At 55.3% G+C, this 25,581-nt stretch carries 23 protein-coding genes and 1 pseudogene; 9 read left to right on the forward strand and 15 right to left on the reverse strand.

All coding sequences use genetic code 11. From position 1 onward, the window contains the following. Positions 1–11 precede the first annotated feature (11 nt). Positions 12–1,916 (forward strand): heavy metal translocating P-type ATPase, encoded by a 1,905-nt coding sequence (locus J1779_RS03730; protein ID WP_217202911.1) that lies wholly within the window; start codon positions 12–14, stop codon positions 1,914–1,916. Positions 1,917–2,007: 91 nt separating this feature from the next. On the opposite strand, the gene fbpC is transcribed toward J1779_RS03730, so the two are convergent. The 7 genes from fbpC to pth form a co-directional block, all read right to left on the reverse strand. Continuing rightward, entirely contained in the window at positions 2,008–3,084 is a 1,077-nt protein-coding gene (gene fbpC / locus J1779_RS03735; protein ID WP_122095631.1) for a ferric ABC transporter ATP-binding protein, read from the reverse strand. A gap of 23 nt (positions 3,085–3,107) precedes the next feature. Continuing rightward, positions 3,108–5,186 (reverse strand): ABC transporter permease, encoded by a 2,079-nt coding sequence (locus tag J1779_RS03740; RefSeq protein WP_217202912.1) that lies wholly within the window; start codon positions 5,184–5,186, stop codon positions 3,108–3,110. 113 nt (positions 5,187–5,299) lie between these two features. Further along, positions 5,300–6,340, reverse strand: coding sequence for an ABC transporter substrate-binding protein (locus J1779_RS03745; RefSeq protein ID WP_217202913.1), 1,041 nt, complete (start codon positions 6,338–6,340; stop codon positions 5,300–5,302). Between the two features lie 44 nt (positions 6,341–6,384). Further along, complete coding sequence (uhpC, locus tag J1779_RS03750; RefSeq protein ID WP_056770741.1) at positions 6,385–7,701, reverse strand: MFS transporter family glucose-6-phosphate receptor UhpC; 1,317 nt, start codon at positions 7,699–7,701, stop codon at positions 6,385–6,387. An 89-nt stretch (positions 7,702–7,790) separates the two neighbouring features. Then, a complete protein-coding gene (locus J1779_RS03755) occupies positions 7,791–9,320 on the reverse strand; it encodes an MASE1 domain-containing sensor histidine kinase (protein ID WP_056770739.1) in 1,530 nt (509 codons plus the stop codon). After that, positions 9,320–9,943, reverse strand: a complete 624-nt coding sequence (locus J1779_RS03760; protein ID WP_217202914.1) for a response regulator transcription factor — start codon at positions 9,941–9,943, stop codon at positions 9,320–9,322. Before J1779_RS03760 ends, J1779_RS03755 begins: the two co-directional genes overlap by 1 nt. A 157-nt stretch (positions 9,944–10,100) precedes the next feature. Continuing rightward, complete coding sequence (gene pth, locus J1779_RS03765; protein ID WP_037034067.1) at positions 10,101–10,691, reverse strand: aminoacyl-tRNA hydrolase; 591 nt, start codon at positions 10,689–10,691, stop codon at positions 10,101–10,103. 292 nt (positions 10,692–10,983) lie between these two features. On the opposite strand from pth, the gene ychH reads away from it, so the two are divergent. Next, positions 10,984–11,256: a stress-induced protein YchH gene (ychH, locus tag J1779_RS03770; protein ID WP_056770734.1), complete on the forward strand. Its 273-nt coding sequence runs from the start codon at positions 10,984–10,986 to the stop codon at positions 11,254–11,256. Between the two features lie 126 nt (positions 11,257–11,382). Here ychH and prs read toward each other — a convergent pair whose 3' ends face one another. From prs to J1779_RS03800, 6 genes and pseudogenes are all read right to left on the reverse strand, one after another. After that, the gene (prs, locus tag J1779_RS03775; RefSeq protein ID WP_104921955.1) at positions 11,383–12,330 is read right to left on the reverse strand and encodes a ribose-phosphate diphosphokinase; all 948 of its coding nucleotides are present in this window, start codon (positions 12,328–12,330) and stop codon (positions 11,383–11,385) included. 162 nt (positions 12,331–12,492) lie between these two features. Next, positions 12,493–13,356, reverse strand: a complete 864-nt coding sequence (ispE, locus tag J1779_RS03780; RefSeq protein WP_217202915.1) for a 4-(cytidine 5'-diphospho)-2-C-methyl-D-erythritol kinase — start codon at positions 13,354–13,356, stop codon at positions 12,493–12,495. 1 nt (position 13,357) lies between these two features. Further along, on the reverse strand, positions 13,358–13,981 hold the full coding sequence (gene lolB / locus J1779_RS03785; protein WP_056770726.1) for a lipoprotein insertase outer membrane protein LolB: 624 nt from the start codon (positions 13,979–13,981) through the stop codon (positions 13,358–13,360). 287 nt (positions 13,982–14,268) lie between these two features. After that, entirely contained in the window at positions 14,269–14,601 is a 333-nt protein-coding gene (locus tag J1779_RS03790; RefSeq protein ID WP_217202916.1) for a DUF1493 family protein, read from the reverse strand. Then, positions 14,595–15,038 carry an STM2901 family protein gene (locus J1779_RS03795; RefSeq protein WP_217202917.1) on the reverse strand — a complete coding sequence of 148 codons (444 nt, stop codon included), beginning with the start codon at positions 15,036–15,038 and terminating at the stop codon, positions 14,595–14,597. Before J1779_RS03795 ends, J1779_RS03790 begins: the two co-directional genes overlap by 7 nt. Positions 15,039–15,113: 75 nt before the next feature. After that, positions 15,114–15,281: pseudogene (locus tag J1779_RS03800) on the reverse strand (type VI secretion system tube protein Hcp); the annotation flags it as partial. A 399-nt stretch (positions 15,282–15,680) separates the two neighbouring features. Between J1779_RS03800 and hemA the strand changes: the two are divergent. The 6 genes from hemA (at position 15,681) to kdsA (ending at position 21,097) form a co-directional block, all read left to right on the forward strand. Then, a complete protein-coding gene (hemA, locus tag J1779_RS03805; protein ID WP_136375965.1) occupies positions 15,681–16,943 on the forward strand; it encodes a glutamyl-tRNA reductase in 1,263 nt (420 codons plus the stop codon). A 33-nt stretch (positions 16,944–16,976) separates the two neighbouring features. Next, entirely contained in the window at positions 16,977–18,059 is a 1,083-nt protein-coding gene (prfA, locus tag J1779_RS03810) for a peptide chain release factor 1 (protein ID WP_056770715.1), read from the forward strand. Then, on the forward strand, positions 18,059–18,901 hold the full coding sequence (prmC, locus tag J1779_RS03815) for a peptide chain release factor N(5)-glutamine methyltransferase (protein ID WP_217202918.1): 843 nt from the start codon (positions 18,059–18,061) through the stop codon (positions 18,899–18,901). Before prfA ends, prmC begins: the two co-directional genes overlap by 1 nt. Before the next feature lie 44 nt (positions 18,902–18,945). Next, on the forward strand, positions 18,946–19,335 hold the full coding sequence (locus tag J1779_RS03820) for a SirB2 family protein (RefSeq protein WP_122095318.1): 390 nt from the start codon (positions 18,946–18,948) through the stop codon (positions 19,333–19,335). Between the two features lie 2 nt (positions 19,336–19,337). Then, positions 19,338–20,147, forward strand: coding sequence for an invasion regulator SirB1 (gene sirB1 / locus J1779_RS03825; protein ID WP_122095317.1), 810 nt, complete (start codon positions 19,338–19,340; stop codon positions 20,145–20,147). 95 nt (positions 20,148–20,242) lie between these two features. Beyond that, positions 20,243–21,097, forward strand: a complete 855-nt coding sequence (gene kdsA / locus J1779_RS03830; RefSeq protein ID WP_056770704.1) for a 3-deoxy-8-phosphooctulonate synthase — start codon at positions 20,243–20,245, stop codon at positions 21,095–21,097. 62 nt (positions 21,098–21,159) lie between these two features. Here the strand turns inward: kdsA and dauA are convergent, their stop codons facing one another. Continuing rightward, the gene (gene dauA / locus J1779_RS03835; protein ID WP_217202919.1) at positions 21,160–22,827 is read right to left on the reverse strand and encodes a C4-dicarboxylic acid transporter DauA; all 1,668 of its coding nucleotides are present in this window, start codon (positions 22,825–22,827) and stop codon (positions 21,160–21,162) included. A 273-nt stretch (positions 22,828–23,100) separates the two neighbouring features. On the opposite strand from dauA, the gene J1779_RS03840 reads away from it, so the two are divergent. Further along, positions 23,101–24,207: a GGDEF domain-containing protein gene (locus tag J1779_RS03840; RefSeq protein WP_217202920.1), complete on the forward strand. Its 1,107-nt coding sequence runs from the start codon at positions 23,101–23,103 to the stop codon at positions 24,205–24,207. Positions 24,208–24,253: 46 nt separating this feature from the next. Here J1779_RS03840 and J1779_RS03845 read toward each other — a convergent pair whose 3' ends face one another. Next, a complete protein-coding gene (locus J1779_RS03845; protein ID WP_136375961.1) occupies positions 24,254–25,573 on the reverse strand; it encodes a c-type cytochrome in 1,320 nt (439 codons plus the stop codon). Positions 25,574–25,581 lie beyond the last annotated feature (8 nt).

A 25,581-nucleotide genomic window follows, 5' to 3' on the forward strand; every position in this document is an offset into this window, starting at 1 on the left:
GTATTTACCCTGTGACTTCGATCTCTTCTGAAGAACCGTCAGCGAAAAGCGTGCTGCTCACGCGCCATGAGCAGCGGAACATGGCGGTGCAGCTGCTTCTGGCGATGACCGCATTCGGCCTGTTGCTGTGCGGCTGGATCTGGCAGTGGGTGTTTCCGCAACAGCGCGACGTCGGGCAGATTCTGTTTGGCGTGGCGTCCCTGCTGGTGGCGGTGCCGGTATTGCGCTCGGCAATGTACAGTCTGCGCAGCCCGAGTTTGCATGGCGTGACCGATCAGCTGATCGCGCTGGCGATGCTGGGTGCCTGGGCTACCGGCGACCTGATGACCGCCGCCTTGCTGCCGGGCATCATGATTTTTGGTCATATTCTGGAAGAGCGCAGTGTGATCGGTTCGCAGGAAGCCATTGATGCGCTGAGCCGTCTGACCCGCAGCCGTGCGCGACGCATTCTGCCGGATGGCGGGATTGAAGAAATCGATAATCATCAGCTGCAAACCGGCGATTGCGTGGAAGTGCGCGCAGGCGACCGTTTGCCCGCCGATGGCCGCGTGTTGTCCGGCAGCGCCAGTCTGGATACCGCGCCAATCACCGGTGAATCCGTGCCGCAGGAAGCCCGCGCAGGGGACGACGTGTTTGGCGGTGCCATTAATCTGGACGGATTGTTGTCTGTCCAAGTCACGCGAACCGGCGCGGATGCCACGCTGGGCAAAGTGATTGCGCTGATGCAAAAAGCCGAACATGCCAAACCGCCGATCACCCGCCTGCTCGAACGTTATGCCGGGCAATATCTGGTACTGATTTTGCTGATCGCGGCGGCGACCTGGTTTATCACGCGTGATGCCCACGCCATGCTGGCTGTGCTGGTGGCGGCCTGTCCGTGTGCGCTGGTGCTTTCCGCGCCCGCGACGGCCATCGCGGGTATCGCTGTCGCCGCGCGCCACGGGATTTTGATCCGAAGCTCTGCATTCCTTGAAGAGCTGGCCGATCTCAACGCCATTGTGGTCGATAAAACCGGCACGCTGACCCACGGTGAACTGCATCTGCAACGCACGGTGCTCCAGGAAAACGAATCCCCGGCAGCGGTACTTGGCCTGGCGGCCAGTCTCGGGGCGGCAAGCAGCCATCCGGTCAGCCGCGCGCTGGCGAAGTTACTGCCGCGTGAGCAATATTTGCCGCTGGAAGAGGTGTCAGAACAACAGGGCATGGGCGTGCGGGCGCACACCGCACAGGGCGAAGCTTTGCTGGGACGTCCGGCATTTTTCAGCCAGAACACTATCGCGGTGAGTGATGTGCCTGAACATGACGGGCCGCTGGTCGGGCTTTCGCTGAACGGGCATTTTCTCGGCTGGCTGTTGCTGGCGGATTCATTACGCCCAGAAGCGCAGACCGCGCTGGCCGAACTGCGTCAGCTCGGGCTGCAACGCCAGCTTTTACTGACCGGCGACCGCGCCAGCGTGGCACATCATATTGCCGGTGAACTGGGCATCAGCAACGTGGTCGCTCAGGCTTTACCGGAAGACAAACTGCATCAGGTGTCTGCGGAAATTGCGCAGGGCTATCGCCCGATGGTGGTCGGTGACGGCATTAACGATTCGCTGGCGCTGAAGGCGGGTGTGGTGGGGATTGCAATGGGCGCAGGCGGCAGTGATATCGCGCTGGCTTCCGCCGATGTGGTACTGATCGGCAGCGATTTGCGCCGTCTCGGCACCTGTGTGCGCCTGAGCCGGGCGTGCCGCAGAACGCTGAAAATCAATGTGTTCATCGGGCTGGGCTGGACGCTGGTGGTGATGGCGGTAGCCGCTATGGGGTTGCTCGGCGTGGCGGGCGTGTTGATCGCCGCTTTGCTGCACAATCTCAGTACCTTGCTGGTGCTGGGCAACGCCGGGCGGTTACTGCGTTTCGACGAGCCGCTCTGAACATTATTGCGTCAGAATAAAGAAAATTGCGTCAGAATAAAAAAAGGTGCCGCTGAAAAACGGCACCTTTTTTTTGACGTTTTTGGATTTATCACACCAGCACAAACATGCCGTACGGATGGATTTGCAGGAAGAAATTGTCACCCGCGGTCGGTTGCAGTTGTGTGGCGTTGACCTGCAACAGCAACGACTGGCCGTGCCATTCTACCGTCACTTCATACTGCGGCCCCATATAGGCCACGTGGGTGATGACGCAGCGCTGGCTGTCGTCGCCCTGCAAACCCAAGGTGATCGCCTCAGGGCGGACGCCTACCGTACATTGCTGCATGCCCGGTGCGAACGCGGCGGGTTTCGGGATGTGATAGCCGAAAATCTCCACGGTATCGCGGTGCAAATCCGCCGGGAAGACGTTGGCGTCGCCCATAAAACTGGCCATAAAGCGTGACGCGGGCTGGCGGTAAAGCTCCTGCGGCGCGCCAATCTGCATGATTTTGCCTTTGTTCATCACCAGCACGGTGTCGGAAACCGCAAAGGCTTCGCTCTGATCGTGCGTCACGTACAGCGAGGTAATGTTGAACTGCTGTTGCAGCTCGCGGATTTTCTCGCGCATGCTGCGGCGCAGGTTGGCGTCGAGGTTACTCAGCGGTTCGTCGAACAGCAGCACTTTCGGTTTGAGGATCAGCGCACGGGCCAGCGCCACGCGCTGCTGCTGACCGCCGGAAATCTGATCGACGTAGCGATCTTCAAAGCCCTCTAGATCAACCAGCGACAGCGCCTCGCGCACCCGGTCGCGGATTTCAGCTTTCGGACGGCCAAGCATTTTCAGCCCGTAACCGATGTTTTCCCCCAGCGACATGTGCGGAAACAGGGCGTAAGACTGAAACACCATGCAGATGTCACGCTGCTGAATGGAACGGTCGGTGACGTCTTCGCCGTCGATAAAAATGCGGCCTTCAGAGGGTTTCTCCAGCCCGGCGACCATGCGCAGTACCGTGGTTTTACCGCAGCCGGACGGGCCGAGCAGGGTGACCATTTTCCCTTTCGGGATCGCCAGGTTCAGGCCTTCCAGCACCGTATTGTTGCCAAACCGTTTGGCGACATTTTTCAGCTCAACAAAGCTTTTGGTGGTTTCTGCCGGTGCGGTGTTAACCGGGTATTCAGTGGTCATTGTCATGTCAAAGCGCTCCAGAATTATTGGCCGGTTTTGGCTTTTGAGCGGGAAATTCGCGCTTCGCCAACCAGATAGTCAAAGATGAAAATGATCGCCAGCATCACGACGATAAGGATTGAGCCGTAGGCAATCGCCACGCCGTATTCGCCGTCTTCCACCCGGTTGAGGATGTACGCTGTGGCGACGCGGGTGTCCGGCGTGACCAGGAAAACAATGGCGCTGACGGTGGTGATGGCGCGCACGAAGCTGTAAATCAGCGCCGACAAAATGGCTGGCCGCAACAGTGGCAGCAGGATGTACATCACCGTACGCATCGATCCGGCGCGCAGGCTGAGCGAGGCTTCATCCAGCGATTTATCCAGCTGACCCAGCCCGGCGATCCCGGCGCGGATACCCACCGGCACGTTACGCATCACCATGGAAATGATCACGATGGCCGCCGTACCGGTCAGATACACCGGCGCGCTGTTAAACGCCAGAATGTAGGAGATCCCCGCGACCGTGCCCGGCACCGCAAAGCACAGCATGGTGCTGAACTCGATGGTTTTTTTGCCACGGAACTGCTGGCGTACCACGATGTAGGCGATGAGCAAACCAAACAGCGCGGTGATCGGTGCGGCAATTCCGGCGTAGAGCAGGGTGTCGAGCAGCGAAGGCCATGCGCCGTCAGAGAAGCCCTGTCCGAACAGTTTGGTGAAGTTGTCGAAGGTCAGGGTGTAATCCACGCCCCAGTTGACGGTAAAACTGCCGTAGAAAATGCTGCCGTAAAGCAGGGCGTTGAAGGCTATCCACACCGCCAGCAGCGCGGTCACGCCCCAGACTAATGTGACCGGCAGCGGCTGAACGTCGCCGCGTGAGGTTTTGCCGGAAATGGTGACGTACGAGCGTTTGCCGATCCACATGTATTGCACGCAGAACACCAGCAGCGAGAACACCAGTAAGATCACGCCGAGCGTACTGGCGGCCTGATAATCCAGCTGTGCGCCGGTGATGTAGAAGTAGATTTGCGTGGCGAGCACGTCGAAATTGCCGCCGAGCACCAGCGGGTTACTGAAGTCCGCCAGCGACTGGACGATGACAATCAGAAAGGCGTTCGCCAGCGCCGGTTTCAGCAGCGGCAGAAACACGCGGTGAAAGGTCTGCCAGCGGCTGGCGCGCAGCGTATACGACGCTTCTTCCAGCGACGGATGAATGGTTTTGATGGCCCCGTCGAGGATCATAAACGCCATCGGCGTGAACGCCAGCACCTGTGCCAGCCAGATGCCGGTGAAACCGTAAAGCCAGTTGGTGTTGGTCAGCCCGAACCAGTCGACCATCAGTTCGGTGACATAGCCTGAGCGGCCCATCATCAGGGTGACGCCCAGCCCGACGATAAACGGCGGGGTGACAATCGGCAAAATCGAGAAAATACGCCCGATAATCGCCGAGCGTTTGGCGATGCGCGTGGTGTAAATCGCCAGCACCAGCCCGAAGAAGGTACAACCGATCCCGACAGCCACAGAGAGCAGGAACGAGTTCCAGATCACCTGCAAAATATGCGACTGGCCGAGGACCGTCATAAAGGCCAGCGGCGCGAAATCTCCGGCGTCGTTGGTGAACATCGGGATGAAAATCGCAATGCTCGGATAAATGATAAACACGCCGATCAGCGCGATGATGCAAATCAGCGAGCCGAGGACGAAGCGGTCACCGCCCAGCCACTCAAGGCGTGACAGCGCCAGCGAGCAAATCGCGCCGAGGGCAATAAACATCACTATGCTGCCGTAACCCAGCCCGCGTCCGATAAGCGTGGCACTGACGATCATAAACAGTGCACAAAACACCGACCAGGCGGCATCAAACTGATGACGGCGGCGGGCTTCCAGCCGTTGTGCATGGCGCGGACGGAACAGTAACGCCATCGGCAGGATCAGCCACAGCAGGCTGAGATTCAGCCCCGACCAGCCGTACGCCGCGAGAATTTCATCCTGCGTGGATTCCAGCAGACCGTAGTCCAGACTCCAGGACGGCAGCAGCACAAAGGCGAGCAGAATAAGCCCCAGCCAGCCGAAAACCGGGTCACGGCGTCGGGTGTCAGGCAGGGTTAATGAATGAGACATAGCGTCTCCTTATTAAGAGAAAAAAGGTGTTGGCGAAAATAATGCTGAGTGCGTTAACTCCCCCTTTGCAGGGGGAGGCGCAAAGCGCGTTCACTCAATAAGTACGCGGGCTTTTATTGAGACTCTTTGCCCATCTTCACTTCGTTGACCCACTTGGTGATGAGCTCTTTACGCATATCGGATGCGCCGTACTTGTCCATGTCGTAATTGATGAGCTTCAGGTCGCTCATTTTCAGCGAGTTCGGGGAGGTTTCTGCGGTGGTGTTGGTCAGGATTTGATAAGACTGGCCTTTTTTCCATGCCAGTTCCTGCGCCTCTTTGGACAATGCCCAGTCAACGAACAGTTTGGCGTTATCCAGGTTACGTGCGCCTTTCAGGATGCTGACGCCGCCGATTTCATAGCCGGAACCTTCGCACGGGGAAATCAGTTTCAGCGGTGCGCCGCTCTCTTTTTCCTGAGCGTAATCGTGCAGGAAGCCGATGCCGATGGCAGTTTCACCGCGTGCGGCGTTACGCGCCGGGGCGATACCGGATTTGGTGTACTGGGAGATATTGTTGTTGAGTTTTTTCAGGTAATCGAACGCCTGATCTTCGCCCCACAGCTGCGCGAAGGTCGCCAGCGCGGTGTAGGCGGTGCCGGAACTTTGCGGATCGGCAATCTGGATTTCGCCTTTGTAAATCGGGTTGGTCAGGTCTTTCCAGCATTTAGGTTCTGGCAGATTTTTCTCTTTCAGGCGGTTGGTATTCACGCCGACGCCCAGAATGCCGATGTACACGGCGGAAGAGTAGTTACCTTTGCGCTTAGCCGGATCCTGGAAGGCAGGCATGATTTGCGCGAGGTTAGGGGATTTATACGCCTGCAACAGATCCATTTCACCGGCCTGTGACTGCGGATCTAAGGTGCCGCCGTACCAGACGTCAGCCTGCGGGTTCTTTTTCTCGGCTTCCACTTTCGCCAGCGTGCTGCCGGAACCGTTGCGGATGAAGGAGGTTTTGACGTCGTACTTTTCCCCGAAGGCTTTGGTTTCTTCTTCACACATGGCGTTGGTGGCGCTGCAATACACCACCAGACGGCCTTTGGCCTGAGCGGCACCGGTGAACGCCGTCATGGCGACCGCCGCGGCGAGGAGAGAGTAAGTCAGAGTCGTTTTCATGGTGTTTACCTTTTTTTAGTTATGTTGCAGGACAGAGAACCTTGTCAGTTGTCCGGCGGAGCGGACTGTAATTCGCGTTTGCTGATCCCGGCCATCATCATGGGCATCAGCAGCAGCCCGACGAACGCCGAAGCCATCGTCAGCACGGCAAAAAATCCGGACCAGCCGTAGTGTTGCATCACCACCGCCAGCGGCCATCCCGCCAGCGCCGCGCCGAGGTAGGCAAACAGCCCGAGAAATCCGGTCACCGTGCCCGCCGCGTCTTTGTGTGAGTATTCGGTTGCCGCCAGACCAATCAGCATTTGCGGCCCGAACACAAAAAATCCGATGCTGAAGAAACTCAGCGCCAGCAACCCGAAATGATGCACCGGTGCCAGCCACAGGGCGGTGACGGTCAGAAACAGCCCCAGTGAAAACAGTAAAATCATCGGGGCGCGCTGCCCGCGAAACAGCAGGTCAGAGCCCCATCCGGCAAACAACGCGCCGAGCAGGCCGCCGAGCTCGAAAAGTGACAGTGTCGCGTTTGCGCTCAGCAAATTGACCCCGTGATTCTCCGCCAGCCAGATATTCCCCCAGTCGTTGAGCGCAATGCGGATGAGGTACACCAGCACATACGAGACGCCCAGGAGCCAGATTGTCCGGTTTTGCAAAATCGTCTGGCGCAGGATCTGCGTCATACTCATCGGCGGGCTTTGCTGCTCCTGTCTCAGTTCCAGCGGGTCACGCCGCCAGACGCCCACCGTGGGCAATCCTTCCTGCTGCGGTGTGCCGCACAGCTGGCGGCAAAGCCATAATCCGAGAACGATCCCGACCGCGCCCGGCACCAGCAGCGCCGCCTGCCAGCCCCAGGTGGCGGCCAGTAAACCCGAGAGCAGCGGAACCGCCGCGCCACCGATGTTGATCGACGTGTTCCAGCAGCCCCACCAGAAACCGCGTTCGTTGCGCGAATACCAGTGGGTCAGCAATCTGGCGCACGGCGGCCATCCCCAGCCCTGAAAGAATCCGTTCAGCGTCCAGACAATCAGCAACGCGGTCAGCGAATGGCAGAAGGCGAACAGAATATTCAGCACGCCGGTCATCAGTAATCCGACGCCCATAAACCAGCGGGCACCGGTGCGGTCGCTGTAAATACCCGAGATAAATTTCGAGCCGCCGTAGGCCAGATAAAACAGCGTGCCGAGCAGGCCGATATCGCCTTTGGTCAGCCCCAGTTCCAGCTGCATCACCGGCATCGCGAAATTCACGCTGCGGCGGGTGAGATAGAACGCGGCGTAGCCAATGACCATCGACAGCAATAAATGCACGCGCCAGTAACGGTAATTTTTATCCACGTCGGTGGCGGATAACGGCGTTGCTGTCATGGTGTTCTCCAACTTGATGAGGCGAGTGTAGGCGGGTGTTTTGTCGGGCGGATGAGACAAGGTTTTAGATGACTAGGAATTAGTCCTAGTCAGGGCGATGTTCTTTGCAAATCTGTGGGCAACTTAACAATTATGCGGGTGCCATCCTGCTGATGAACCAGCCATTCGCCGCCCAGCGCGCGCACGCGTTCCTCGATGCCGCGCAGCCCGAAGCCTTCTTTCACCGGCAGGGCAAAGCCGACGCCGTTGTCACTGACCGTCAGCACCAGCATGTTGTGTTGCACGGTCAGGCTGACGCGCACCTGCGTCGCACCGGCATGTTTATTGATGTTGTTGAGCAGTTCCTGCACCAGCCGGTACAGCGTGAAAATCAGGGTGTCATCGGAGGGCGCGTCGGTCAGGCGGTAATCGAGCTGAAAATCAACGCCCTGTTGCGCGAAGGCAAATTCATCCGCCAGATGGTGCAGGGCCACGTCGAGCGACATTTCATCCAGCACCGGCGGGCGCAGCTGGCGCAATAACTGGCGGGTGGTGTGGTGAATGCGCTGCGACAGTTCGCCAATTTGTCTGGCGGCGGCGTGGGTGGCCGCACCGGGCGGGCTGCGATCGACCAGCATCGCCTGGATCTGAATGGCGGTAATGTTCTGCCCGATTTCATCGTGCAGCTCGCGGGCGATTTCCTTGCGCACCGCTTCCTCGGTATGCACCAGCCGCTCCGTCAGCTGGCGACGGGTGTGCAACTCCTGCTCAAGCTGCAAACGGTAACGGTTGAGATGCGACGCCAGCTGCTGCTGACGGCTGATGGCAATCCCCAGCCCGATGCCGAGCAGCGCCTGCGTGGAGAGAAACAGTTCCAGCTCGAGCAAATCGTGAAACGCGCCGCTCATCTGCCGCGTGACCGTGATCATCAGGCTGCCCAGCACCGCCGCCAGCACGCCACCCTGCCAGCCGAAGGCGTAAGCCATCACCACGTTGGGCAGAAAAACCAGAATGATCAGCAGCCGTTCCACTTCCGGCGCCAGTGTCATTTGCAGACAAACGGCGAGGGCGAAGAACAGTGAACACCAGATCAGGAGCGACGTGCGCAGCGGCGGATCGGGGATCTCTTGCGCCAGCAGGTTTTGCAGATGCTGCTGTTTAAGATATTCATAAATCAGATAGATAAACGGCGTCAGCAGAATGCCGCCGGTGAAGGAGGCCAGCAGCGTCTGGCTCAGCGGCGAATTCAGCCACAGGCCGGGTACCGCCATCTGCAACAGGCTGTTACCGGCCACCGCGCCAAGCAACAGCAAAAGCCGTTGCCAGTAAAGGGTAAACCGTCGCCAGAAATGCTGCACGAGTGCGGCGGGGATCAGGCTGAGCAGGGGTGAAAGCAGGATGATCCAGTGCGTCTGCAACTGTTCGCTGTGCAGCCAGACGGCAATGCCTAATTCTGACGCCAGCATCACCGGCCAGTAACGCCGCGAAAGCAGCGTCATCAGCGCCAGACGCAGACCCTGCGGCAGGAGCAGCATCGCCTGCTGACCATTTTGCGTGAGATAAAAACTGATCGACCACAACGCCAGCCAGCACAGGCTGTAGAAAATGGCGAGAAACAGCGTCAGCCCAGCCCGGCGCATCAGGCGAGAAGGTGATGCTGTATGGCGAAATGAACCAGTTCGATGGTGGTATCGCACTGGAGTTTGCCAAGGATATTGGCGCGGTGAACGTGCACGGTTTTGTGGCTGAGTTCGAGCTGTTCGGCAATCGCTTTCACGCTCAGCCCGTTGACCAGCAGATCGAAAATCTCGCGTTCACGCGGTGTCAGCGCCTGCAAGGCTTTCGGCGTTTGCTGACTCTGACGCAGCGCCAGCAGGGCATCGGAGCAGAGATAGCGGCCACCGGCGTGCACGGTGCGGACCGCCTGCACCAGCTCTTCAGGGCCGCAGCGTTTGGTGAGATAGCCGCCCGCACCGGCATCCAGCGCACTTTGTACAAACGCAGTGGTGTCGTAAATGCTCAGAATGATGGCGCGGAAATTGGGGCGCTGCTGCCGTAAACGCGACAGCAAACTTAATCCGCTTTCATCGGGCATGGCGATATCCATCACCGCCACGTCAATATTCATTTTCAGCAGCGACGTCCACGCATTCGCCGCCGACGCATACTGGCCGACAATCTGGATATCCGGCTCAAGGCCGAGCAACTGGGCAAAACCGGAACGCACCACCACGTGGTCGTCAATCAAAGCAACGTTAATCATTAGGCGTAACTGAATGTAAATGAGATTCGCATAATGCTCATGAATAGTTGCAGTTGGCAACACGGAACGGAGGAATTGCAGGGCAGGTAACGGAATTTGAGTTAGTCAGGAGGGAAGAAAGAAAAGGGCGCGGTGTTCCGCGCCACGTCACTCTTATTTACAACTCAGCTTTGAAGGTATGCAGGCGGCGCATGGTTTTTTCCAGGCCTTCCTTCATCAGCAGTTCAGTACAGCGCAGGGATTCATCAATCGCATCGTCAATCAGCTTTTGTTCGCTGGCTGGCGGCTTGCCGAGCACGAACCCGACCACTTTGCTTTTATCGCCCGGATGGCCGATACCAATGCGCAGGCGATAGAAATTCGGGTTATTGCCGAATTTGCTCTGAATGTCTTTCAGACCGTTATGGCCGCCGTTACCGCCGCCCAGTTTGATTTTCGCCATGCCCGGCGGGATATCCAGCTCGTCGTGCGCGACCAGAATTTCATCCGGCTCGATGCGGTAGAACTGCGCCATCGCCAGCACCGCTTTGCCGCTCAGGTTCATAAACGTGGTCGGCACCAGCAGACGAACGTCCTGACCGGCCAGTGACAGACGGGCGGTATAACCAAAAAACTTACTTTCTTCTTTCAGTTGCTGGTTGTGCTGGCGGGCGAGGAGATCCACGTACCAGGCACCGGCATTGTGGCGGGTCTGGGCATATTCGGCACCGGGATTGGCCAGGCCGACAATTAATTTAATGCTGCTCACGGTTTTTCGCTTCTTTATCGGGTGAGGTTTAGGCGCACAGTTTACCTGCCTGTCAGTGCCATGCCAAATAAAGGGCAGGGGAAAAGCCGTAGATACCGTTGAAAATGAATAATGCAGTCGGATAACTATTCACCCTTCGAATGTATCTGACTGGAAAACGTAAAGATTTGTCATCCAATGTTCTCTGTCTGTGATCGTTGCCTCAAAGTGAACCAGATGGGACGTCTATAGTTAAGGCAGAAAAAGACAAGACAGCAATGATGCTAAGACTATCGACGACTGGAGGTGACAAATGAAACGTAAAACCGCAACAGTATTGGGCAATGCCCTGATGGGACTCGGTTTGCTCACAATGGTCGGTGGCGTTGGTTATTCGATTTTAAATCAGCTGCCAGAACTGGGTCTGCCACAATTTCTGGCCCACGGCGCAATCGGCAGTATCTTCATCGGTGCCATCTTATGGCTGACCGGTGCGAGAGTAGGCGGACGCGAACGCGTTGCCGACCGCTACTGGTGGGTACGTCATTATGATTCACGCTGCAACAAGTCCCATCGCCATTCCTGATTTGTCCGGATGGCAGGCATAAAAAAACCGTTGTCGCTCACGCCACAACGGTTTTTTTCATTTCTGCACAAGCTAAAACATCTGCCGGGCGAAAACAAAACGCCCCTGTAAACAGGGGCGTGATGATTAATGCTCGAACATCGCAGAAATGGATTCTTCATTGCTGATGCGGCGGATAGCCTCCGCCAGCATGCCTGACAGGGTCAGGGTACGCACTTTCTTCAACGCACGAATTTCAGCGGACAGCGGAATAGTGTCACACACAATCACTTCGTCGATGACGGAGTTTCTGATGTTCTCTACTGCATTGCCGGAGAAAATCGGGTGGGTAGCGTAAGCAAATACGCGCTTTGCACCGCGTTCTTTCAGTGCTTCAGCCGCTTTGCACAGCGTGCCACCGGTATCGATCATGTCATCAACCAGAACACAGTCACGGCCAGCGACGTCACCGATAATGTGCATCACCTGAGAAACGTTCGCGCGCGGGCGACGTTTATCGATGATAGCCATGTCGGTATCGTTGAGCAGTTTGGCAACGGCACGGGCGCGAACGACACCGCCGATGTCCGGAGAAACCACGATTGGGTTTTCCAGGTTCTGTTGCAGCATGTCTTCGAGCAGGATAGGGCTGCCGAATACGTTGTCTACAGGCACATCGAAGAAGCCCTGAATTTGTTCTGCGTGCAGATCCACGGTAAGAACGCGGTCAACGCCAACGCTGGAGAGAAAATCAGCCACCACTTTCGCGGTGATAGGGACACGGGCTGAACGAACCCGGCGATCCTGACGTGCGTAACCGAAGTAAGGAATAACGGCTGTGATACGACCGGCCGAGGCGCGGCGTAAGGCATCAACCATTACGACCAGTTCCATCAGGTTATCGTTAGTAGGCGCGCAGGTGGACTGGATAATGAAAATATCTCCGCCACGTACATTTTCGTTGATTTGCACACTTACTTCACCGTCGCTGAAACGACTGACGGCGGCGTCACCAAGGCTGGTGTATAAACGGTTGGCAATACGTTGTGCTAGTTCCGGGGTGGCGTTACCAGCAAAAAGCTTCATATCAGGCACGAGAAGAACCTCAGGCTTGCGTCCAGGGAAGACATTGGCTTTTGGTACCACCGGGCGGTGAGCGGTACCAAAGCATTATGCTCACGATACTTCTAAATCTTACTACTTAAATCTGTTGAATAATTGGCTGGCAAAGAACAGACACAAAACTACTGTGACGCTCTACGCTTTGCCCGCAGTTCTCAACCAGACTTCGCGAAAATGATGCAACGGCGAGATATTAACACCTTGCGCGACAAAACCCCGACTCCATGTTGGCATTTTGTCTAAAACCTGACGGGCAGCAGACTCGGTGTCGAATTCGGCAAACACACAAGCACCTGTCCCGGTCAGTCGCGACGGCGCGTATTCTAACAGCCAAGAAAGTAGCTGTTCAACCTCGTAAAAACGTTTTCTCGCAATCGGTTCGCAATCATTTGCGTAAGGCGTGTCCAACAGCACATTAACAGTACGTTTTGGTGTATTTCTGGTCAGTTCAGGATCGCCGAAAATCAGCGGTGTCGCAATGTTCACGCCGGGATGGGCAATCAGATACCATTTTTCTTCCGGTTCAACCGGTTGCAAAATCTCGCCGATGCCTTCTGCAAAAGCGGCATGCCCCATGACAAAGACCGGCACATCAGCACCCAGCGTCACGCCCAGTTGTGCCAGTTCGGTATCGCAAAGGCCGCACTGCCATAACGCATTGAGGGCGATAAGGACGGTCGCCGCGTTTGATGAACCGCCACCCAGACCGCCACCCATCGGGATACGTTTTTGCAGCGATATCTCCGCGCCCTGCGAAACACCTGCATGGGCTTGCAACAAACGGGCGGCGCGCACCACCAGATTATCTTCATCGGCGACGCCGTCCGTTGGCGTAGTCAGCACGATGGCGCTGTCGTCGCGTACGTTAAAACTCAGGCTGTCACCGTAATCGACAAACTGAAACAGCGTCTGCAGGTCGTGATAGCCATTCGGACGCTGTCCGGTGATGTAAAGGAACAAATTGAGTTTAGCCGGAGACGGCCACCATTGCTGCGTCATCTCAGTTCAGCGTCCAGTTATCCATTTTCAGTTTGATGCGTTGCTCGCCCTGGGTCATTTCCAGACGCTGCGGCAGGGAAGGTTTCGCGTCGTCGTCATAACTCTGATAGACCACGGTGCCCGGTTTGCCGTCCTGAGTGAATTTCACCTGAGAAAGACGGTACTGGCTGTCGAGGGTGAAATCGGTGCCGTCACCCGGCAGGCCGAGCATCCATAAACGCAGATTATCCAGCGGGATCGACATACCGGTCAGTTTTTGGATCATGTCATCAGGATTGTCGCTGGTGTAATGCTTGCCTTCATTATTGGTCAGCTGTGCGATACCGCTTTGCACTTTCAGCTCCATTTCGGTGCTGCCCAGCGGATTAGTCAGCAGTAAACGGTAGCTGTCACGGGAATATTGTTGCCAGAAGAAGCGGGCGTACACTTTCTGTTTATCGGAAAGATAGGCAAAAGACCCGCGGGTCTGATAGTGGTCCAGTTGCTTGACCTGCGCTTCGTGTTCACGCCATTGCGGGGACGTCGGGCTGGTCGCCGGGCCTTTCGGCGTATTAAAAGAACACGCCGCAAGGACTAAACTTGCGAGAGGAAGAAGGCGAACAAAATGGGCTTTACGCATTGGCATAACAGATTAAATCCTTTGTGCGATGGCTGAATGAGGTGCCAGGGCAATAATGGCGTGCGTCAGTTTAGCACAGCCAGCGAGGCGGGTGATCTCAACCCTGCGCAGATGATCGGCGATCAATCCGTTTTGGGACAATGCTGATTTGTAATTGGATTTAACCGATGATTACCTATCTGTCTAACATCAATGATGCGACGACTGATGAATTTGACGATATTCCGTGCATCTAAAAAGCCCGGTTTCTAGCCGGGTAAAGATTAATATCCTACGATCTGTATCAGATTGAGTCAGTCATAGAGCCATTTACCTGCACGCGCAGACTCAGCGAGCATTCTTAGCGTGAGCGGTTGAGGCTCATCGTCATCAGCACCTGACGTACACAGTGCAAATAGGATAAAGGTCTCTGCAGGCCAGTATTTATAGAAATCGAATCCTGCCGGGTCTACCCCGAACTTCTCAAAATATTCCTCCATGATTTCAGCACCCGTTTCACTCGCCCACACATAGCGACCAGTTGAAAGGCTCGTCTCAATCGTGACCGGAATCTGTTTTTTTGAGAACAGTACAGGCTTGTTGAACCGCTTGCTGTACCACTCAATGACGTCTTCGTTGCCTACCATAGTTTGTCATTACCCCGCGCCAGGGTGTTGTACTTATTCGTGGCTTTGTACGCTATCGTAGAGACATCAGAAGCAATGATAATAATGCCCAGAATCGGAATCCACCGACCAACGAAAGCACCCAGATTTGTCACATAGCTGAACTTAAGGCGCTTAATACTTCCGGACGTCAGGGTGGGTAAACGCATGGTCTTAACATTCAGTAAATGGCGCAACTGTGAACTAAGTGGTGACGTCCCCTTCGTTGCAGTTCCTGGCTTAGTGCGCGTGTCTATCGTTGGCTGGCCTAATAGAATCAAACCAATTGTCAGGTAGTCATCAACATCAAAGTGTTCAGCTGTAGTGTCCAGGAAAATCCAGAACAGCAATTCTCCTGATGACAGATTAGAGAATCCCCGATAGAAATACGTGTCGTTAAGCTCTTCAACCGTATCCATACTTTTTACCCTGTTATGCGTTCATTCCATGCGTCGCTGTATTTAATATTTCCATCAAGGTAATGCCACGTGACCGTGGACACGTGTACCGGTCAGCTTACCGGTATTACCCTCCGTGGGGATGTAGAGGTTATGGCTGAAGCTGGTGATTTCAATGGAGTGCTCGCGGTCTTTGACATCGACTGAACCTTTGATCAACGCGCCGCCATCATCCTTGAGCCATAAGTAAGCAGGGATTGCCATATTCATAATTCCTTTATAAATGTAAGGAATTACCTTATTCCCGCTGAGTTCAGGAGACAATAACGAAAAGTGGAGGGTGATAATTTTCAGAGGTTTAGTAATAACGGTCGGCTATAGGAATTCGTCGGGGGGCGAAATGGTCTCGACGTCTGGGGCATTTTGGGGGCAATACAGAGCTGAAAACAGATGAATTACTGGAAAATAGGGAGGTGGTAAGGATCTATCAGATCGGGCTCCAACCCGCATTCTGTGCGGTTTTTCCGCAGACTCAGAAATAAACCCACATCATATTTAACCGATGGTGCTGTATGCCTTTTATTGATCTCGCGCATCTTGTAGAATGCGCAGCAGACGTAAACCCATACTAATATAAAGTATAAGCCGATAACCGCCTCCCATATGACCCTGCTTGCATTAGGTATCAACCATAAAACGGCCCCGGTGTCTCTGCGTGAACGGGTAACATTTTCACCCGAGACACTTGATCAGGCGCTCTCCAGTCTGCTCCAGCAACCGCTGGTGCAGGGCGGTGTGGTGTTGTCTACCTGTAACCGGACTGAGTTGTACCTCAGCGTTGAACAGCAGGGGAATTTGCAGGACCAGCTGGTGAAATGGTTATGCGACTATCATCATCTCAGTGAAGATGAAGTGCGTAAAAGCTTGTACTGGCATCACGGCAATGAAGCTGTCAGCCACCTGATGCGCGTCGCCAGCGGCCTGGATTCTCTGGTGCTCGGTGAACCGCAAATACTCGGGCAGGTTAAAAAAGCCTTCGCGGAATCGCAAAACGGTCAGGCCGTTTCCGGCGAACTGGAGCGTCTGTTCCAGAAATCCTTCTCTGTGGCAAAACGTGTTCGCACTGAAACTGATATTGGGGCCAGCGCGGTGTCGGTGGCGTTTGCTGCCTGTACGCTGGCGCGTCAGATTTTTGAATCCCTTTCGGAAGTCAGTGTGTTGCTGGTCGGTGCCGGTGAAACCATCGAACTGGTGGCGCGTCATCTGCATCAGCATAACGTCCGCCACATGATGATTGCCAACCGTACCCGTGAACGGGCGCAGGCGCTGGCGACAGAAGTGAATGCAGAAGTCATCAGCCTGCAGGATATCGACTCCCGCCTGGCCGAAGCCGACATTATCATCAGCTCCACTGCCAGCCCGCTGCCGATCATCGGTAAAGGCATGGTGGAGCGCGCGTTAAAAGCCCGCCGCAACCAGCCTATGCTGATGGTGGATATTGCCGTTCCGCGCGATATCGAACCGGAAGTCGGCAAACTGGCCAACGCCTATCTGTACAGCGTTGATGATCTGCACAGCATCATTCAAAACAATCTTGCCCAACGCAAAGCGGCTGCCATCCAGGCGGAAACCATCGTTGAGCAGGAGAGTTCTAACTTCATGGCCTGGCTGCGTTCGCAGGGAGCCGTTGAAATTATTCGTGATTATCGCTCGCGTGCTGATATTATTCGCGCCGACGCAGAGGCCAAAGCCATCGCAGCGATTGCGCAGGGCGCTGACGTCGAAGCGGTGATCCATGAATTAGCCCACAAATTGACAAACCGCCTTATTCACGCGCCAACCCGTTCTCTGCAACAGGCAGCCAGCGACGGTGATGTGGAGCGTTTGCAAATTTTACGCGACAGCCTGGGGCTGGGTCAGCAATAGTTCCTCCTTTTTTCACAGGGTTAAACACCACGCATGAAGCCTTCTATTGTTGCCAAACTGGAAGCGTTACAAGAGCGCCACGAAGAAGTGCAGGCGATGCTTGGCGATGCCAGCGTTATCGCCGATCAGGATAAATTCCGCAGTCTTTCCCGCGAATATTCTCAGTTAACGTCCGTCTCCGAATGTTTTCTGGCCTGGCGTCAGGCGCAGGACGATTTAGAAACCGCTGAAATGATGCTCGATGATCCCGAGATGCGCGAAATGGCGCAGGACGAAATCAAAGAGTGCAAAGCCACCATCGAAGAGCTCGAACAACAATTACAGCTTCTGTTATTGCCTAAAGATCCTGACGATGAACGCGGGTGCTTCCTTGAAATTCGCGCCGGAACCGGCGGTGATGAAGCGGCAATTTTTGCCGGTGATCTGTTCCGCATGTACAGCCGTTACGCGGAATCGCGCCGCTGGCGTGTGGAAATCGTGAGCGCCAGCGAAGGCGAGCACGGCGGCTATAAAGAAGTGATCGCGAAAGTCAGCGGCGACGGCGTTTATGGTCAGTTCAAATTTGAATCGGGCGGCCACCGCGTTCAGCGCGTTCCGGAAACGGAGTCGCAGGGACGTATTCATACCTCGGCCTGTACCGTTGCCGTGATGCCGGAAATTCCGGAAGCCGAATTGCCGGAAATTAACGCCGGTGATTTGCGTATCGATACCTTCCGTTCCTCCGGCGCGGGCGGTCAGCACGTTAACACCACTGACTCCGCCATCCGTATCACCCACATTCCTACCGGTATCGTGGTGGAATGCCAGGATGAACGTTCTCAGCACAAAAACAAAGCCAAAGCGATGTCTGTGCTGGGCGCGCGTATTCGCGCTGCCGAAGTGGCTAAACGCCATGCCGAAGAAGCGTCAACGCGCCGTAACCTGCTGGGCACCGGCGACCGTTCAGACCGTAACCGGACCTACAACTTCCCGCAGGGCCGGGTCACCGATCACCGCATCAACCTGACGATTTACCGTCTGGATGAAGTGATGGAAGGCAAGCTGGACACGCTGATCCAGCCGATCGTGCAGGAATATCAGGCCGATCAGCTCGCCGCGCTTTCTGAGCAGGATTAATGGATTTTCAGTGCTGGCTGCGTGATGCCACCCGCCGTCTCGCGGCGGGTGAAAGCCCGAAACGCGACGCGGAAATCTTGCTCGGTTTTGTGACTGGCCGGGCGAGAACTTTCATTATGGCGTTTGGCGAAACCCTGCTGACCGCTGAACAACTTCAGCAACTGGAGACTCTGCTTGCGCGACGCGAGCAGGGTGAGCCGGTTGCCTATCTGACCGGTGAACGTGAATTCTGGTCGCTGCCACTCTCGGTTTCTCCCGCTACCTTAATTCCCCGTCCTGATACTGAATGCCTGGTCGAGCAGGCGCTGGCCCATTTACCGCCTGAGCCGGTCCGCGTGCTGGATTTAGGCACCGGCACTGGCGCGATTGCTCTGGCTGTTGCCAGCGAACGCCCCGACTGCCAGCTAACCGGCGTTGATGTGCAACCCGATGCCGTCAGCCTGGCGCAACACAATGCCCGAAAACTGGCTATCCCGAATGCGCGATTTTTACAGGGCAGTTGGTTTGCGCCGGTCACCGGTGAAACCTTTGCGCTGATCGCCAGTAATCCTCCTTATATTGATGCTGCAGACCCTCATCTGGCGCAAGGTGACGTGCGTTTTGAGCCCGCAAGCGCGCTGGTGGCAGATAATGCCGGTCTGGCTGATCTGGCTCATATTATTCGCAGCGCACCCGCGTATCTTCAGGATCGCGGCTGGTTACTGCTCGAACACGGCTGGCAGCAGGCGAATGACGTTCAGGCGTTGTTGCGCCAGGCCGGTTATCAGCAGATTTCCACCGTGAAAGATTACGGTGATAACGATCGTGTCACGCTTGGACAGTGGATGCTGCCAGCGTTGTGATCGCCTGACCGCATAATAATGAACCCTATCTGAGGAAGCGGGTAATGGCATACGTCTGGATGAAAAATCTGCATCTGCTCACTATTACGCTGAGTATTACGCTGTTTGTTTTACGTTTTTTCTGGAAATGGGCGGGTTCTGCTATGATGCAGAAACGCTGGGTGAAGATCGTGCCGCACATGGTGGATACGCTGTTGTTAATAAGCGGGATTTCACTTATCTTCATCACCCACTTTTATCCGTTCAGCCCACAGGGAACCTGGCTGACCGAAAAGCTTTTCGGCGTTATTATCTATATTGCGTTGGGTTTTGTAGCCCTGAGCAAGCGACCTCTTAGCCAGAAAACACGCTGGCTGGCCTTTATTCTGGCGCTCGCTTGTCTTTATCTGGTTCTCAAACTGGCCCTGACGAAAATACCGCTGCTATTGGGATAACTATGAGTACGCTTGCTGATTTTGAATTTAACACGGCCCCTCTCAGTACCGGAGTGATCAAAGTGACGGAATCCGTGCGCTTTGATTTCAACGCGGAGGATGTCCGCCGCCAGTTACAAGTGCTGGTGGATGAAGCGCGCAGTGTCGTGCCTGAAAATCTCGATCAGGATCAGCAACTGGAAGTCCTGATTGAACTGTTTTACCGCACCTGGGGATTTGGTGGCGCGGGCGGTGTCTATCGCCTGTCGGATGCTATCTGGATCGACAAAGTGCTGGCTTCACGGCAGGGCACGCCGGTGTCGCTGGGTGTGATTTTCCTGCATATCGCCCATGAACTGAATCTGCCACTGATGCCGGTGATTTTCCCGACGCAGCTGATTTTACGCGCTGACTGGCTGGATGAAGAGATGTGGTTGCTCAACCCCATCAACGGCGACACGCTCAACGAGCACATGCTCAGCGTCTGGCTGAAAGGCAATCTGGGCGTGACGGCAGAAATCGAAGACGACGATCTCGAAGAAGCGGAAAACACGGTGATCGTGCGCAAAATGCTCGATACGCTGAAAGCCGCGCTGATGGAAGAAAAGCAGTTTGAAATGGCTTTGCGGGCAAGTGAAACCGTGTTGCAGTTCGACCCGGAAGATCCTTATGAAATCCGCGATCGCGGTCTGATTTACGTTCAGCTCGACTGTAATCAGGTGGCTATTTCCGATCTCAGCTACTTTGTCGAACAATGCCCGGAAGACCCGATTTCAGAAGTCATCAAAGTGCAGATCCATGCGATTGAACACAAGCAGGTTACGCTGCATTAATTTATTATTACCTTACATTATCATCTGATGCGTGTTGAGAAACTGCCTGTTGAGGCTGCCTCAGATGAAGGATTTATCACTAAAAAGGCCAAAGCATGAAACATAAAGTGGTTAGCATTCAGGACATCAAAGTCGCCAACGATCTGCCGTTTGTGTTGTTCGGTGGGATGAACGTACTCGAGTCGCGTGAAATGGCGATGCGCGTGTGCGAACACTACGTCACTGTGACGCAGAAACTGGGTATTCCTTACGTGTTTAAGGCGTCTTTCGATAAAGCCAACCGCTCGTCGATTCATTCTTACCGTGGTCCGGGTCTGGACGAAGGCATGAAGATTTTCCAGGAGCTGAAGCAGGCGTTCGGCGTGAAAATCATCACTGACGTGCATGAATCCTGGCAGGCACAGCCGGTTTCAGAAGTGGTTGACGTGATCCAGTTACCTGCATTCCTGGCGCGCCAGACTGATCTGGTCGAAGCCATGGCGAAAACCGGCGCCGTCATCAACGTGAAAAAACCGCAATTTGTCAGCCCTGGGCAAATGGGTAACATCGTTGATAAATTCAAAGAAGGCGGCAACGACCAGGTTATTCTGTGCGATCGCGGCAGCAACTTTGGTTACGACAATCTGGTCGTCGACATGCTGGGTATGAACGTGATGATTAACGCCACGGGCGGTCATCCTGTGATCTTCGACGTGACTCACGCACTGCAAACCCGCGACCCGTTTGGCGCAGCGTCCGGTGGCCGTCGTGCACAGGTAGCAGAACTGGCGCGCGCAGGCATGGCGGTAGGTATCGCAGGTCTGTTCATCGAAGCGCACGAAGATCCGGCTCACGCGAAATGTGACGGCCCGTCTGCGTTGCCATTAGATAAACTGGAACCTTTCCTGGTGCAGATGAAAGCCATCGATGATCTGGTGAAAAGCTTCCCGGCGCTCGATACCAGCAAATAAGCGCAGCAATCAGATACAACAAAGGCGACCCGAGGGTCGCCTTTTGCATTTCTGCGTGAGTATTACAGCGCGTCCTGCAATGAACTGTGGAAGCTCAGTTTTCCTGCCACCGGTTGCATTCTGGCGCGGGCCAGGGTTTTGAGCGGCTGGTAAGGGATCTCAGCGATACGCAATTCGGTGCCTTCAGGCAGATTCGCGATGAAGGTCCGTAATGCATTCACGCCACCGGCATCGAGCACCGCAACGCGATCCCACAACAGAACGATCACTTTTTTACCGGCACTGCGCACCTGCAATTCGCTGAAGATGCGCTCTGCGGCGGCGAAGAACAGCGGGCCGTTAATGCGCATGACCAGAGTATCTTCCGCCGCCTCCGCAGGCACCTCGGTCAGACGGGTGAGTTTGGCGATGCGTCGCATAAACAGCAGCGAAGCCATCACGATACCGGCAGTAATGGCGATCACCATATCAAACAGCACGGTCAGGCTCATGCAGGTCAGCATCACCAGAATGTCGTCTTTGGGCGCGCGGCGCAGCAAATCCACCACTTTATGCGCTTCACTCATGTTCCAGGCGACCATCAACAACAATGCCGCCATGGCGGCGAGCGGGAGCCAGGACAGCCACGGTGCGAGCACCAGCAGGGCGAGGATCACCAGCAATGAGTGAATAATCGCAGACACCGGTGAGGTTGCACCGGCGCGCACATTGGCTGCCGAGCGGGCAATGGCCGCCGTTGCTGTGATGCCGCCAAAGAACGGACTGACGATATTACCGATACCCTGACCGATCAGTTCATTGTCAGAATGATGTTTTATGCCTGTCATCCCGTCCAGCACCACTGCGCAGAGAAGCGACTCGATGGCGCCAAGCATCGCCATCGAAAAGGCTGCCGGTAACAATGCCTGAACCAGTGACCAGCTCAGACCGCTGCCGCCGGACGCACTCCATGGCAACGTGAACTGTGGCAGGATCGCCGGAATGCCGTTGCCCTGCGAACCATCGGGCAACAGATAATGAAAGCGTGAGCCGATAGTAGCCACCGGGTGCCCGGCCTGCATGAAAATCGCCATCACCGCGCAGCCTGCCAGCAGCGCAGGAAGATGCCCCGGTACACGTAAACCGAGTTTCGGCCAGCCGATCAGAACGGCAAGCGTCACGATGCCAATGGCCGCATCACCGTAATCCAGCGTCGGCAGCGCCATCACCAGCGCCGCCACTTTGCTCAGATAATGTTCCGGGACTGAAGCCATCGACAGCCCGAAGAAATCCTTGAGCTGCATGGTCCCGATGGTAATGGCAATCCCCGAGGTGAAACCCAGCGTCACCGGCAGGGGAATGTATTCGATAAGCCGGCCAAAACGCGCCAGCCCCATCATCAGCAGCATGAAGCCGGACATCAGCGTCGCCAGCAGCAAGCCGGAAAGGCCGTACTGTTGCGACACCGGGAACAGGATCACGACAAAAGCCGCGGTCGGCCCGGACACGCTAAAACGCGAACCGCCGCAAATGGCGATCACAATCCCTGCGATAGCTGACGTATAAAGCCCGTACTGCGGCGGCACACCGCTGGCAATCGCCAGCGCCATGGCAAGCGGGATCGCGATGATCCCGACGGTGACACCGGCAATGGCGTCTTTAAGTAAACGCGGGAGAGAGTATTTTTCAAGGATACAGGCTTCAATCAGCGCACTGAACAGCCTGACACGGCGACTTCCTGAGGTATTCATACGACGTAAACCACCTGACGAAAAAGGATTGAAAAGAACACAGGTCTTCCTTTACCCGAAAGCACTCAGCCTACGCCGATTCGCCTGAGGGTATCTAGATATAAATCAAGGAGTGAACGGCCTTTGGTGTGTAGTCTGTGCGCCAGTTTAATTCCCGACAATGTGACACGTCCCGCTATATTTCACGGTGAGGAACTTTCGGGGCATTGATCATCTATATTTAAGTTAAAACCCGTAATCTGGAGGGAAAACCGTAAGGGGACGCATTTATCTATGCCGGATATCTTATCGCTCAGAAGCTTGTATGGGGATATTTGTGTTACCTATGCCACGCTGTCGATCATCTTTTTTCTCCTGAGCCGCAGCGAACCTTTTACCTTCAAAGGCTCACACTGGAAGCGGGTGGTGTTCGGCGTGGTGGCCGGGATGACGGCCTTATATTTACGCAGTAATCGTCTGGTACTGGTCGACGATTTATCTTTCAGTCTTGAAATGTTGCCGATGATTTTAGTGACGTTTTTCGGCGGCTGGCTGAGCGGGCTGTGCAGTTTTATTGTGTCTTTTGTGTTCAACGGCATGTTTACGCTGAACAATCTGTTTATCGCCATCATTCTTGGCACGCTGTTTTTATTCCGCGTCTGGCGCAGGCGCAAACACCGAGAACTGTATATCACCATTATCCTGATCGGTGCTTTCCGGCTGGCGTTAATTTCCAGCATTCATGGCATTCAGGTTCCCTGGTCAGAACTGCTGGTTTATCAGCTCATTTCTGCCGGTTGCATGATCCTGTGTTATCACGCCCTCAATTATAAAGAAATTTATATGGGCAAAGTCTTCACTATCCGCGTGAAGGCGGCGACCGATGAACTGACGCAGATAAACAACCGTGCCAGTCTCGATTACTGGCTGGATCAGAGGCAGTTACAGCGCGAAGCCTGCGGACTGATTTTGCTGGATATTGATAACTTCAAACAGGTTAATGACACTTTTGGTCATCTGGCCGGAGACAGAGTGCTGACCGAAGTGGGGCGGTTATTACGCCATCTGACGCGCAGCGATGATTTCGCCGGGCGTTACGGCGGTGAGGAGTTTCTGGTGATGACCTCGACCTGCGACCCCGGCACGCTCATGGCCATTGCCGAACGCATCCGTAAGGAAGTGGAGGATTGCGCCATTATTCTCGAGGATGGACGGGTGCTTAACGTGACGGTGTCACTTGGAGTATCCCTTTACCTGCCGGGTATGATTATCCGCAAGTCGCTGAAACTGGCTGATTTATCCTTATATGAGGCAAAACGGCAGGGCAAAAACCGTGTGGTGGCCAGTTCGATCCTGACGCTTTCGTCACTGGGCGCTAAACGAGATTATCCCGGAATGTAAAAGGGAGCCTTACCACGGCTCCCTGAATTGATTTTACCCTGACAGATTATTTCTGCGTGCCTTCTTCGATTTTTGGCGGAGAGGGCAAATCAGCGGCTTCACGCATCTTCGCCACCTCTTTTGCCGTGACCGTCGCGCCCGCCGGATTACCAAACTGCGTGCTGACATAATTGCTCAGCGTGGCAATCTGCTGGTCATTAAGCTGATCGGCAAACGACGGCATCATGATTTCGCCTTTATCCATGTGGCGCTGCACGCCGTTGAGGATAACGGACACCTGATTACGGCTGTCGTATGAACCGGTGCTGGTATGACTGAACAGCGACGGATACGCATGGAACCCTTCACCGCTGCCTTCGCCGCCTTTGCCGTGACAGGCTGCGCAGCTGGCATTAAAGAGTGCCGCCGCCGACTGGTCAATGGTCAGTCCCTCTGCACGCAGGGGATACACATCCTGATTCTGACGGCCCCACGCATCACGCGGTTTTGTCTGTTTGTCATCACCGATGGCCGGGACGGACCGGATATAGGTGGCGATGGCATTCAGGTCGCTGTCTGAAAGATGCTGCAAACTGTGCTCTATGGCTTCTGCCATCGCCCCGGACGCCGACGCCTTACCGGCCACAAAGCCCGTTTTCAGGTAAGTCACCAGATCCTGCTGCGACCAGGTGCCTATCCCGGCATTTTTATCCGGCGTGATGTTGAAGGCCACCCACGCGCCCAAATCCCCGCCCGAAAACGCTTTGTCCGTGTCCATGCCCATGGTCAGCGTGCGCGGTGTATGGCAGGTGCCGCAGTGTTCCAGTGCCTCCACCAGATACGCGCCGCGATTCCAGTCAGCAGATTTTGACGGATCGTTTTTCAGTTCGCCTTCGTCAAAGTTAAACATCTTCCACACGCGCATGCCCCAGCGCTGGTTGAACGGAAATGACAGATCCGTTTGCGGCCCCGCGGAATTCACCGCTGGCAGCGACATCAGGTACGCTTTGATCGCCAGCACATCTTCACGTTTCATTTTGGTGAAAGAGTCATAAGGCATGGCCGGATAAAGTTGCTGGCCGTCTTTGCCCACACCGTCACGCACCGCGCGCACGAATTCATCGTCCGTCCAGTTGCCGATACCAAACTGTTTGTCAGAAGAAATATTGGTGCCGTAAATCACGCCAAAAGGCGATGCCAGCGGATAACCGCCGCCGAATTTCGCGGTTTTATCCGCGCCCGGCGCGGTATGGCAGGCGGTACAGTCACCGGCTGTCGCCAGATATTCACCGCGCTTGATTAGATCGGTATGACCCGCGGCGTCATCAGCCCGTGCGCCAGCCACTACCAGTAACGGCAGCAACGCCAGCATGAATTTCATTTTCATTACTCAGT

This window comes from Rahnella rivi, assembly GCF_019049655.1.
GTDB lineage: Bacteria > Pseudomonadota > Gammaproteobacteria > Enterobacterales > Enterobacteriaceae > Rahnella > Rahnella rivi.

Coding starts and splice junctions, on each gene's coding strand:
- fbpC (WP_122095631.1), bottom strand. CDS start 3,084: ATGACCACTGAATACCCGGTTAACACCGCACCGGCAGAAACCACCAAA.
- J1779_RS03740 (WP_217202912.1), bottom strand. CDS start 5,186: ATGTCTCATTCATTAACCCTGCCTGACACCCGACGCCGTGACCCGGTT.
- J1779_RS03745 (WP_217202913.1), bottom strand. CDS start 6,340: ATGAAAACGACTCTGACTTACTCTCTCCTCGCCGCGGCGGTCGCCATG.
- uhpC (WP_056770741.1), bottom strand. CDS start 7,701: ATGACAGCAACGCCGTTATCCGCCACCGACGTGGATAAAAATTACCGT.
- J1779_RS03755 (WP_056770739.1), bottom strand. CDS start 9,320: ATGCGCCGGGCTGGGCTGACGCTGTTTCTCGCCATTTTCTACAGCCTG.
- J1779_RS03760 (WP_217202914.1), bottom strand. CDS start 9,943: ATGATTAACGTTGCTTTGATTGACGACCACGTGGTGGTGCGTTCCGGT.
- ychH (WP_056770734.1), top strand. CDS start 10,984: ATGAAACGTAAAACCGCAACAGTATTGGGCAATGCCCTGATGGGACTC.
- ispE (WP_217202915.1), bottom strand. CDS start 13,356: ATGACGCAGCAATGGTGGCCGTCTCCGGCTAAACTCAATTTGTTCCTT.
- lolB (WP_056770726.1), bottom strand. CDS start 13,981: ATGCCAATGCGTAAAGCCCATTTTGTTCGCCTTCTTCCTCTCGCAAGT.
- J1779_RS03790 (WP_217202916.1), bottom strand. CDS start 14,601: ATGGTAGGCAACGAAGACGTCATTGAGTGGTACAGCAAGCGGTTCAAC.
- J1779_RS03795 (WP_217202917.1), bottom strand. CDS start 15,038: ATGGATACGGTTGAAGAGCTTAACGACACGTATTTCTATCGGGGATTC.
- hemA (WP_136375965.1), top strand. CDS start 15,681: ATGACCCTGCTTGCATTAGGTATCAACCATAAAACGGCCCCGGTGTCT.
- prfA (WP_056770715.1), top strand. CDS start 16,977: ATGAAGCCTTCTATTGTTGCCAAACTGGAAGCGTTACAAGAGCGCCAC.
- prmC (WP_217202918.1), top strand. CDS start 18,059: ATGGATTTTCAGTGCTGGCTGCGTGATGCCACCCGCCGTCTCGCGGCG.
- J1779_RS03820 (WP_122095318.1), top strand. CDS start 18,946: ATGGCATACGTCTGGATGAAAAATCTGCATCTGCTCACTATTACGCTG.
- sirB1 (WP_122095317.1), top strand. CDS start 19,338: ATGAGTACGCTTGCTGATTTTGAATTTAACACGGCCCCTCTCAGTACC.
- kdsA (WP_056770704.1), top strand. CDS start 20,243: ATGAAACATAAAGTGGTTAGCATTCAGGACATCAAAGTCGCCAACGAT.
- dauA (WP_217202919.1), bottom strand. CDS start 22,827: ATGAATACCTCAGGAAGTCGCCGTGTCAGGCTGTTCAGTGCGCTGATT.
- J1779_RS03840 (WP_217202920.1), top strand. CDS start 23,101: ATGCCGGATATCTTATCGCTCAGAAGCTTGTATGGGGATATTTGTGTT.
- J1779_RS03845 (WP_136375961.1), bottom strand. CDS start 25,573: ATGAAAATGAAATTCATGCTGGCGTTGCTGCCGTTACTGGTAGTGGCT.